9 protein-coding genes, 15 tRNA genes, 2 rRNA genes and 1 riboswitch are annotated in these 9,036 nt (G+C 56.8%); of the genes, 1 reads left to right on the top strand and 25 read right to left on the bottom strand.

Annotated elements, in window-relative coordinates; genetic code table 11:
- Positions 1–197: 197 nt before the first annotated feature.
- A complete protein-coding gene (locus GE107_RS25875; RefSeq protein ID WP_219644606.1) occupies positions 198–572 on the top strand; it encodes a hypothetical protein in 375 nt (124 codons plus the stop codon).
- Between the two features lie 588 nt (positions 573–1,160).
- Here the strand turns inward: GE107_RS25875 and GE107_RS25880 are convergent.
- The 25 genes from GE107_RS25880 to GE107_RS26000 all read right to left on the bottom strand — a co-directional run.
- The gene (locus GE107_RS25880; RefSeq protein ID WP_255570876.1) at positions 1,161–1,814 is read right to left on the bottom strand and encodes a response regulator; all 654 of its coding nucleotides are present in this window, start codon (positions 1,812–1,814) and stop codon (positions 1,161–1,163) included.
- A gap of 6 nt (positions 1,815–1,820) precedes the next feature.
- Positions 1,821–2,864: a HAMP domain-containing sensor histidine kinase gene (locus GE107_RS25885; protein ID WP_219644607.1), complete on the bottom strand. Its 1,044-nt coding sequence runs from the start codon at positions 2,862–2,864 to the stop codon at positions 1,821–1,823.
- 17 nt (positions 2,865–2,881) lie between these two features.
- Positions 2,882–3,520, bottom strand: coding sequence for a cell wall-active antibiotics response protein LiaF (liaF, locus tag GE107_RS27355; protein WP_219644608.1), 639 nt, complete (start codon positions 3,518–3,520; stop codon positions 2,882–2,884).
- 183 nt (positions 3,521–3,703) lie between these two features.
- A complete protein-coding gene (locus GE107_RS25895; RefSeq protein ID WP_219644609.1) occupies positions 3,704–4,387 on the bottom strand; it encodes a PspA/IM30 family protein in 684 nt (227 codons plus the stop codon).
- 3 nt (positions 4,388–4,390) lie between these two features.
- Positions 4,391–4,888 (bottom strand): PspC domain-containing protein, encoded by a 498-nt coding sequence (locus tag GE107_RS25900; protein WP_219644610.1) that lies wholly within the window; start codon positions 4,886–4,888, stop codon positions 4,391–4,393.
- Positions 4,889–4,907: 19 nt separating this feature from the next.
- On the bottom strand, positions 4,908–5,573 hold the full coding sequence (locus GE107_RS25905) for a PspA/IM30 family protein (RefSeq protein WP_219644611.1): 666 nt from the start codon (positions 5,571–5,573) through the stop codon (positions 4,908–4,910).
- A gap of 42 nt (positions 5,574–5,615) precedes the next feature.
- On the bottom strand, positions 5,616–5,909 hold the full coding sequence (locus GE107_RS25910) for a LiaF transmembrane domain-containing protein (protein ID WP_219644612.1): 294 nt from the start codon (positions 5,907–5,909) through the stop codon (positions 5,616–5,618).
- Between the two features lie 663 nt (positions 5,910–6,572).
- Positions 6,573–6,797, bottom strand: a complete 225-nt coding sequence (locus GE107_RS25915; RefSeq protein WP_219644613.1) for a hypothetical protein — start codon at positions 6,795–6,797, stop codon at positions 6,573–6,575.
- 76 nt (positions 6,798–6,873) lie between these two features.
- Positions 6,874–6,957, bottom strand: a riboswitch (cyclic di-GMP riboswitch).
- A gap of 100 nt (positions 6,958–7,057) precedes the next feature.
- Positions 7,058–7,143 (bottom strand) — tRNA-Leu (locus GE107_RS25920).
- Positions 7,144–7,150: 7 nt separating this feature from the next.
- Positions 7,151–7,227: transfer RNA gene (locus GE107_RS25925), tRNA-Arg, on the bottom strand.
- Positions 7,228–7,241: 14 nt separating this feature from the next.
- Positions 7,242–7,315, bottom strand: a tRNA-Cys gene (locus GE107_RS25930).
- Between the two features lie 10 nt (positions 7,316–7,325).
- Positions 7,326–7,400 (bottom strand) — tRNA-Gly (locus tag GE107_RS25935).
- A 7-nt stretch (positions 7,401–7,407) separates the two neighbouring features.
- Positions 7,408–7,482: transfer RNA gene (locus tag GE107_RS25940), tRNA-Gln, on the bottom strand.
- Positions 7,483–7,494: 12 nt separating this feature from the next.
- Positions 7,495–7,570, bottom strand: a tRNA-His gene (locus GE107_RS25945).
- Between the two features lie 14 nt (positions 7,571–7,584).
- Positions 7,585–7,658: transfer RNA gene (locus GE107_RS25950), tRNA-Trp, on the bottom strand.
- 36 nt (positions 7,659–7,694) lie between these two features.
- Positions 7,695–7,779, bottom strand: a tRNA-Tyr gene (locus GE107_RS25955).
- A 17-nt stretch (positions 7,780–7,796) separates the two neighbouring features.
- Positions 7,797–7,872: transfer RNA gene (locus GE107_RS25960), tRNA-Thr, on the bottom strand.
- Between the two features lie 14 nt (positions 7,873–7,886).
- Positions 7,887–7,962 (bottom strand) — tRNA-Phe (locus GE107_RS25965).
- A 47-nt stretch (positions 7,963–8,009) separates the two neighbouring features.
- Positions 8,010–8,086, bottom strand: a tRNA-Asp gene (locus tag GE107_RS25970).
- Between the two features lie 28 nt (positions 8,087–8,114).
- A tRNA-Met gene (locus GE107_RS25975) sits at positions 8,115–8,191 on the bottom strand.
- A gap of 100 nt (positions 8,192–8,291) precedes the next feature.
- Positions 8,292–8,366: transfer RNA gene (locus GE107_RS25980), tRNA-Glu, on the bottom strand.
- Between the two features lie 16 nt (positions 8,367–8,382).
- Positions 8,383–8,475, bottom strand: a tRNA-Ser gene (locus GE107_RS25985).
- Positions 8,476–8,478: 3 nt separating this feature from the next.
- Positions 8,479–8,554 (bottom strand) — tRNA-Asn (locus GE107_RS25990).
- Positions 8,555–8,567: 13 nt separating this feature from the next.
- Positions 8,568–8,684, bottom strand: a 5S ribosomal RNA gene (gene rrf, locus GE107_RS25995).
- Positions 8,685–8,917: 233 nt separating this feature from the next.
- Positions 8,918–9,036: ribosomal RNA gene (locus tag GE107_RS26000) — 23S ribosomal RNA — on the bottom strand; the annotation flags it as partial.

The raw sequence follows: 9,036 nt of genomic DNA on the forward strand, positions 1-9,036 counted from the left end.
GTAAGGCCTCCCGCGGCCTGCAGGGGTGCTTTTCGTATGTATTGTAGTTTAGCATAATCGCAAAACCAATGCCATGGCTTTGACGGGTTTTTCCACCTCTCCCGAAAAAGGAGAAAGGAACCCGGATACGGGCCCATGCGCGTCCGCCCGCGGGTGAATAAAATGGGGCGAGGACCAAAGGAAAGGAGGGTGGGACCATGTTTGAGCTTAGGCTCGATCCCGACGAGAAGCAGCTTCATCCTTATAAAGGACATCAAGTCTGCCTGCTGATGAAGGACGGCACCCGCAAAATCGGGCAATTGACCGCCTGCATCTCCGGAAAAGTGATCTTGAACGGCGGAGCCGACGACCCGATAGAGGCAACCATCTCGCGCAAAGCAGCGGCAACCCGCCGCGGCGCCGGCCGCCGCCGCGCCCGCAAACCGTTAGATCCCCCGGCCCCGCATCAGCCGCAGCAAGAGCAGGAATGGGATGATTTTTCTTTCGCCCCGATCGGTCTGGAGCGGCCGCTTGCTTCCCTGCCGAGGGAATCCGTTCCTCTCAAGAAGGTAGATTCGATTCTCGTCCTTTAATCGCAATTCCCCCAGAAGTGACGTTGCTTCTTCGCGGGGTCCCCGCAAAGTACTCGGCATACGTGATGCATAACGTCACTTTTGGGGGACAGCGGTCTGTGCACCGGATTCGCCCTGCCGGTCAACTTTAGAGGGAAAACCTCCCTCTAATTCCGATCATTTCAAGGATTTGGGATGTTTAGAGGGAAAACCTCCCTCTAATCTCGGTGAAAAACCTCAATTGAGGGGATTTAGCCGGAATTAGAGGGAGGTTTTCCTTCTAATCACCCGCTTATGGGTATTACGCAAAAATAGAGGGCAATTTTCTCTTTAATTGCCTCGACTACGCGACAGCCGACCCATCTATATGACACCCAGATCGGAAAACGGATGTTGCGACGCGAGTTTCGCAAGATAAACTGTTTGCCGTTCACCGTCCCCGGAAACAGAATTCCGCGAACTCGAAACGGCAATCAACGGGAGCTCCGCTACCGTAAACGGCTCCCCTCTCGCTTCCCAATAACCGCTCTCTGCAAACTGATTCATTCCGAATGATTAAATAAAAACAGTCTGAACCGTCCGAGGGACGGTTTTTTGCGTTTGGAGCGGCTATTCCGCGAGCCCCTGCCGGTGGGCGTAAATGGCCGCCTGGGTACGGTCTTCGACACCCAGCTTGCCGAACAGATTGGTAAGATGGTATTTGACCGTTTTGATCCCGATGAACAGTTCGTCCGCCACTTCCTGGTTGGATTTGCCTTGGGCGATCAGCTTGAGCACTTCCATTTCCCGCTCCGTCAGCTCTTCGTGCGGCATAGCGGCCGAATGCGCGGGACGGCGGAACCGGTTCATCATTTTGGACGCGACCTGGGATTCCAGGACCGATTGCCCTCGGGCCGCCGCCCGGATCGCGTCCGCGATTTCGGAAGCCCGGGACGTTTTGAGCAAATAGCTGAACGCTCCCGCTTCGATGACCGGATACATTTTCTCATCGTCCAGGAAGCTGGTAAGCACGATCACTTTGCAATCGGGCATTTCCTCCATCAGCCGGCGAGTCGTCTCGATACCGTCCATGCCTTCCATCACGAGGTCCATCAAGACGACGTCGGGCTTGTATTCCCGCGCGAGCCGCAAGCCGTCCATCCCGTTGCCGGCTTCGCCGACCACCTCGATGCCGTCCTCGGTCCCCAGCACCGCTGCCAATCCGATTCTGACCATCTCATGGTCGTCGACGAGCAGCACCCTCGCCACTTTGCCTTCTTTCATCCGGTTCTAACCCCCATCGGCCATCAACGGCACCCGAATTTCGATTCTCGTCCCTTTGCCTGGAGCGCTGACCACGTGAAACGAGCCGCCCAGCTCGTTTACTCGCTCTTCCATATTCATCAGACCGTACGAGGCCTGCTTGCGTTCCTGAATATCGAACCCGACCCCATTGTCCCGGATGCCAAGCCGGACGGCGTCTCCTCGGCGCTGCAGCTCGATCCCCATCTTGGACGCACGGGCATGGCGGAGCGTATTGGACAAGGCTTCCTGCACGATTCGGAACAGATGGTTTTCCATCCCGATGTTAAGCGGCAGATCCTCTTCCATATCCAAGGAAATGTCGACCGGCACCTTGGCCTTCATTTCCTGGATCAGCTCCGGAATGGCCTGCGACAGCCGTTTGCCCTCGAGATGGATGGGGCGCAAATGCAGCAGAAGCGCGCGCATTTCCGATTGGGCGACCGAAGCCATCTCTTCGATCAGCTCGATCTGGCGTCTCGCCTTCTCGAAATCCTGATCGAGCGTCCGGCCGACCGCCGTCGCCGTCATCGAGATCGCGAACAGCTGCTGGCTGACGGCGTCGTGCAGCTCGCGGGCGAGACGCTGCCGTTCCTCGACGACCGCGCTCATCTTCGCCTTGGCTTCGAGCTCGGTGTTGTTGTTCGACAGCCGCTGAAGCGTGCTTACCTGCTCCTCCCATCGGCGGGCGAGCCGGGCCAGCTGTTCGCCAAGCCTTCCGATTTCGTCTTCGCCGAGAGGCGGCAGAGGAGGCGCGGGATTTCCCTTCTCCAGGCTCAACATCGTGTCGCTCAGCAGGCGCAGCCGGTGGCGGACCGGGTACCAGCGAAGAAACCCGAACGCTGCTCCCCCTACCGTCAGCACGGCGATGGTGGTAAGGACAAACGGCAACACGGATCCCCATTTATAAATTTCGGAGACCAAGCCGTACCTCATTAATAAGTAAATGACCAACGCACCGATGGCCAGGGAGTAGAGGACGGATTCCCCCATTTGACGCCATACCATATTGGCGACCTTGCGCGATTCCATCCGCCGCTCTCCTTCCGCTACACCGTGCGAATCTTGATATCTCCTACGAGGTAAAAGAGCTGCAGTTTCAACCGGTACTCCCTGCTGTCATAATCGGGCGAACGCCAGGAAAGCCTGTGAAGCATGCCCCCGTCCCTCGATTGCTTATATCCGATCTGCCCGACAAACACGGACGCCTCGACCTGCAGCCCGTAATCCTCGGGCACCGTCAAATCCACGTCGCCGACCAGACCTTGCAGCACGATCGTCGTTTCCTTCTCTTCCGGAATGGCGAGCGTCATGTCCATGCGGATTTCGCCGACTGCTTGCCAGAAACTCATCGATTGCAGCACCCAGGATTGCTCGTCCAGCCTCATGTTCAGCAGCAGGCGATGGGCATTGCGGTAAATGCCGGATACCGCGGGCCTTGACCGGAAGTAATAGAAGCCCAGGGAAAGAAGCACAATAACCGCGAACAGGGCAAATTGGGTGACGATGAGGATCAGCGTACTGACGGCGACCACGATGACCGACAGTCGGGAGCGGTCCAACCTGAACCGGTATATCCCGAGGCAGAGCAGAATCGCGGCGTTGACCGTCGCATAGCCGGCGATCCCGCCAAACGCGAGGTAGAGTCCGGCCGCTATGAACAACAATGCATGGTTGGAAAATTTCACGTTCGGCCGCACCTCCCCCTGTTTGCCGATCCCGCTCTTACGGCGAAAGCCATAACGGAATGGTTCCGTTATGGCAAGTCGACACCTTCCGCTTCGGTCACCGGCACGCTCGAGGCGCGCCGGTTCGACACGATTTCCATTGTAACACAACTTGCCGGGCCCGGCGAGATTGCCGGCTGCCGATTATTCGGCGTCCTGTGCCGGGGCGATCCGGTTTCTCAGCAGCGCCAATTCCTGCTCCACCCGAAGCGACTTCTCGGGATCGAGACGGATCGGCGAACCGCTGAGCGGGGAAACCGGGATGCGGGCGACGTCCGCTTCCGCCTCCATTTGCAGGATTTTCTCCTCCATCCGGCTGAATCCGGCCGAAGCGTTGCCGGTTTCGATCGTATGCAGCGTGCTGACTTGGGCCATTTGCTTGCGGGCTTTGGCCATCTGGGCGCGTGCCGCGAGCTCGTTGCGTTTGTTGCGAAGCTTGTAGAATTCTTCTTTCATCTCATGCAGCTGGGCCGTCAATTCGGCAACCTGCGCATGGGCCCCAGCATGAACGCCGGCCAATTCCGCGGCTTGCTGGTCGTATTGCACTTTCTCCTCCAGCAGCTTGCGGGCCAGCAGCTCGTTGCCGCCGCGGAGAGCCTGCTCGGCTTGCGATTCGCGCTCCAGGCCGTTTCGCGACGCTTCGTCCAGGCGATGCTTCATCCGTCGTTCGGCCGCCATTTGGCGGGCTACGGTCACTTCGGCCTCCCGGATTTCCACTTCCATGTCACGCAGATATTGATTCAGCATGACGACCGGATCTTCCATTTTATCCAGCAGCTCGTGAATCGAAGCTTTCGTAATGTCCTTCATACGTTGGAATACACCCATGGGTTATTCTCCTTTCGAATCCTTCTCGATTTTTGTGATTTTGGCTTTCAGTTCTTCGATTTCCCGTCTTAACGCTTTTTTCTCGATGTCTTCCATCATCGCGTCCAACCCTTGCGCCTTGGGGGCCGCTTGCGGCGGCACGAACGCTTGGGACGGGCGGGCCGGAGACGGAGGCGGAGTCGGCGGAACGGATGCATTCTGCCAACTGTTTCCCGGAGGCCATCCTTGCGTCCCGTATTGGGGCGGATGATTGGCTTCCGCCGTACCATGGCCCCAACCGTGGGAATAAGGGGCCGGTCCCGTGCCGAAGCCGCCCGGATATTCCCGGGGGATGATGAATCCCGCGAGAATGTAAACCAGAATCACCGATCCCGCCGAGAAGAACGTGACGACGACCAGAAGTATCCGGAGCAGCGTGGCATCGACGCCTAAGTAATCTGCCAACCCGCCGCAGACGCCGAATATTTTCTTGTCCCGCGACGAGCGATACAGTTTCCGCATGAACGTTATCCCTCCCTTGCTAGTTCCCTTGCTGCATTCTCTGCTTCAATTGCTGAAGTTCCCGCTCGATCGTTTCCTGAACGACGGTTCCGAGCCGAAGCACCGACTCCTGGCCGAGCCTGCGGAGATCCCGCAAGCTGCGGGCTTCCAGCTCGATATCGGTCATCCGGTCATCCAGCTTGCGGAACAAACTCGAAGGGTCGTCGGAGCCGGGTCCGAACCGGGCGTTCAGCCTTTGCTGAAGCCGCAGGGATTCCATGCGGGCTACGTAGAATTGCCTGCGATCGTATACGCTGCGGTATTCGCTTCGCAAATCCTGCAGCAGCTGCTCCAGCTCGTTCAGTTCCTGACGGCTTTGCTCATAAAGCTCGCGATAGCGGTTTGCGCGTTCTTCGTGTGCCACCTTGTCTTGCAGCGCCAGCTTCGCGGCCTGCTCTTCGCCTGCCTTCAGAGCCGTAAGCGCCTGTTCCTCGCGCTTGTTCATCCATTGCTCCGCGTCTTTCCACTGGCGGAGAAGGCTGTCCGTATGAGCGGCGTATTGTCTCTGCAATTGCTCGCTCTGGACGATCTCCTGGTGCGTCGACCAGAGAAACTGATCGATGACGCGGACGGGATCTTCCGATTTCTCCAGCCGGTCGTTTAACGTCGCGACCGTCATGTCCCGAACTCTTTTCATTACGCTCATGCGCGTCCCTCCATTTCCCGCTTCATACGTCGTGTCATGCGATTATACTCTGGCGCCCGATCTGCGGCGGAACATCGATACGCCGAAGACGATGAGCGCGATTGCTGCTGCCCAGACGAACAGGAAGGACAGCTTGCTGAGCAGCATCAGAACGCCGATCGCGCCGATCACCCCGCCCAAGAAGCGGTTGCCGTTGTTCCAGGCCAGAACGCCGAGTCCTACGACCAGGATCGGGATCAGCAGTCCCATCAGAAATCCGAAGACGCCGAGTTTCCCCAGAAGGAGCAGAACGCCGAAGGCGATCAGCAGCACCGCGAGTCCGTTTCCTCTCTTCATGTGTTTCACCTCTTTTCTTCAACTCACACTCTCATTGTAAACGGAGGCGCATTTTCGCATAACGGACTCGCGTATGTTTTTGATACTGGACCGAAGTCGGGGCGCGGGACCGTCCGCGGACCTTGTACGCTCCGCCCTGCGTCCCCTTCCGCTGCGAGGCGCTGTCCCTGCCTTCTGTGCCCAATGGGATAATCCGGTTGTTCCACTTCTTCAAGTCGAAGCAGCGTATTGGTATGGCGCTTCTGGAGCAAGCTTCCGTACTCGACATCCATGCATTCTCGACGGCCCGGGGGACCCGGAACAGTTTCACTCTTTTCCGGAGAAGCTCCGTCGGCGCACTCGCTTTTTGGACATGATATGGCTTACGGAGTCTACAGGGGCATAAATCCGACGGGTGCGCCGGGCATCCTTCTGCCGGAAGACGGACAGCTCGGCATCGTGTTCGGCTTGGAAAGAGGAAAGTCCGAGGGCTGGGGAGCAATGCGCGTCGTGGGGTCGCTCGCGGGCGGAATCGATCTGCCGATCGTCTTCTCCCAGAGGGAACGATCGCGGCAGCCTTTCGTTCGTTCGCGATGTTCCGAAATATCTTCTGAGGTTCCGGTTAAACGGGGAGATCATGATGTCACCTAGCGGGGATAGGGAAAGGTCACTTTATTAGGAGCACTAACGGATTATCCTGCCCTCTTTAATCCACTCCATGATCAGTTTGTAGGAAGCCCCGGATTTCTCGCTCACTTCCTGGACCGTAAGCCCCGCATGGCTGAGAATCACGTCCTTGACCGCCCTCAGCTTCCTCTCGTGCTCCGGATGACAATCCAGGCATGCTTTCGAGTTCCTGCCGTCTTGCCGGAACATCTTCCCGCATAGGATGCAATTCGACAGATCCATCCTTCACGCAGCCTCGCTTCCCAAAAAAAATATACCGCCCGGGGGCGGTATTCGTCGAATCGTTACGCGCCGCAACTTCGGTGGCCCAGCCGCCATGGGAGAATCCGTTAGGCCTGTGGCTTTGCGTCCCTGCTTTTCAGCAGGTTTGCCTTTTCGATTTGTCGGAATAGATCGAGAATATTGTACCATACTGGAAATCGTATATGGAACAACAAAAACCCTGAGGAACATTGGATTCCTCAGGGCTTCATCATCTGGGTTGGTGCCGGTGAAGGGACTTGAACCCCCACTCCCTTGCGAGAAACGGATTTTGAGTCCGTCGCGTCTGCCATTCCGCCACACCGGCATATAAGTGGCGCGCCCTAAGAGATTCGAACTCCTGGCCTTCAGATTCGTAGTCTGACGCTCTATCCAGCTGAGCTAAGGGCGCGCGTTATGAAATTGTGGAGGCGCCACCCAGATTCGAACTGGGGGTAAAGCTTTTGCAGAGCTCTGCCTTACCACTTGGCTATGGCGCCATAAACAAAATGGAGCGGAAAACGGGATTCGAACCCGCGACCTTCTCGTTGGCAACGAGATGCTCTACCACTGAGCTATTTCCGCACATAAATGGCTGGGGATCTAGGATTCGAACCTAGGAGTGACGGAGTCAAAGTCCGTTGCCTTACCGCTTGGCTAATCCCCAATATGAGGTTAATGGGGCGATCGATGGGGTTCGAACCCACGAATGCCGGAGCCACAATCCGGTGCGTTAACCACTTCGCCACGACCGCCATGATATTCAGTTTGGCAGGGGCAGCAGGAGTTGAACCCACACTAACGGTTTTGGAGACCGCTGTTCTACCATTAAACTATGCCCCTATGGTATGCATGGGGTACCCGGCCCAGGTACGAAACTGGTGGAGGCTGATGGATTTGAACCACCGAACCCAGAGGGAGCAGATTTACAGTCTGCCGCGTTTGGCCACTTCGCTAAGCCTCCATGACGATGGAGTCGAATGGTGCCGGCGAGAGGACTTGAACCCCCAACCTACTGATTACAAGTCAGTTGCTCTACCAGTTGAGCTACACCGGCGCAGTGTTGTTGAGTGGTGGCTCGGGACGGAATCGAACCGCCGACACGAGGATTTTCAGTCCTCTGCTCTACCAACTGAGCTACCGAGCCATGTCTTCGGTTCTTTGTATGATCGGCGTTGCTTAAGGGAGTAAATATGGCGGAGCTGACGGGATTCGAACCCGCGGTCTCCTGCGTGACAGGCAGGCATGTTAGGCCTCTACACCACAGCTCCACGATAAAAGCGACGTACAAAGTGCGATTGGTTGCGGGGGCAGGATTTGAACCTGCGGCCTTCGGGTTATGAGCCCGACGAGCTACCGGACTGCTCCACCCCGCGTCATTAGAACGATAATCCCTGTAGAGGCGACGTTTACTATCATACCGCATCCGTCACTTCGATTGCAACCCTTAATTTCAGGAAGTTGAGGGAGAATTTATGGTGACCCGTAGGGGATTCGAACCCCTGTTACCTCCGTGAAAGGGAGGTGTCTTAACCCCTTGACCAACGGGCCGCAATGGAAACAAAACTGGCGGAGAGAGAGGGATTCGAACCCTCGAGACGCTTTTGGCGCCTACACGATTTCCAATCGTGCTCCTTCGACCAAACTCGGACATCTCTCCGTATGGCTCCCCGAACTGGACTCGAACCAGTGACAACACGATTAACAGTCGTGTGCTCTACCAACTGAGCTATCAGGGAATGTTGTAATCCGGCCCGGCGACGTCCTACTCTCCCAGGACCCTGCGGTCCAAGTACCATCGGCGCTGGAGGGCTTAACGGTCGTGTTCGAGATGGGTACGCGTGGAACCCCTCCGCCATGATCACCAGACCGGATTTTTGCAGCGAAGAATATGATAACATAATCTTCGACGCGTGAATAGCGGTAATTTTTACCGTTATTCGACAAGGCTTGTGCCTCCTGTGCGATGAAATCGTCACAGTCCGCGAACTGCAGACAACATTGCATAGCAATGCGTTGCGGGTTTGCGCCTTGAAAACTGGATGCGAAACGAAACGTCGTGCTGATTGATGAAACACCTTACAAACCTGTGGACTGCTGCGTAGGATAAGCCCTCGACCGATTAGTACCCGTCAGCTGCACGCGTTGCCGCGCTTCCACCCCGGGCCTATCAACCTGGTGTTCTTCCAGGGGTCTTACATACTGGGAAATCTCATCTTGA

The organism is Cohnella sp. CFH 77786 (assembly GCF_019400745.1).
GTDB lineage: Bacteria > Bacillota > Bacilli > Paenibacillales > Paenibacillaceae > Cohnella.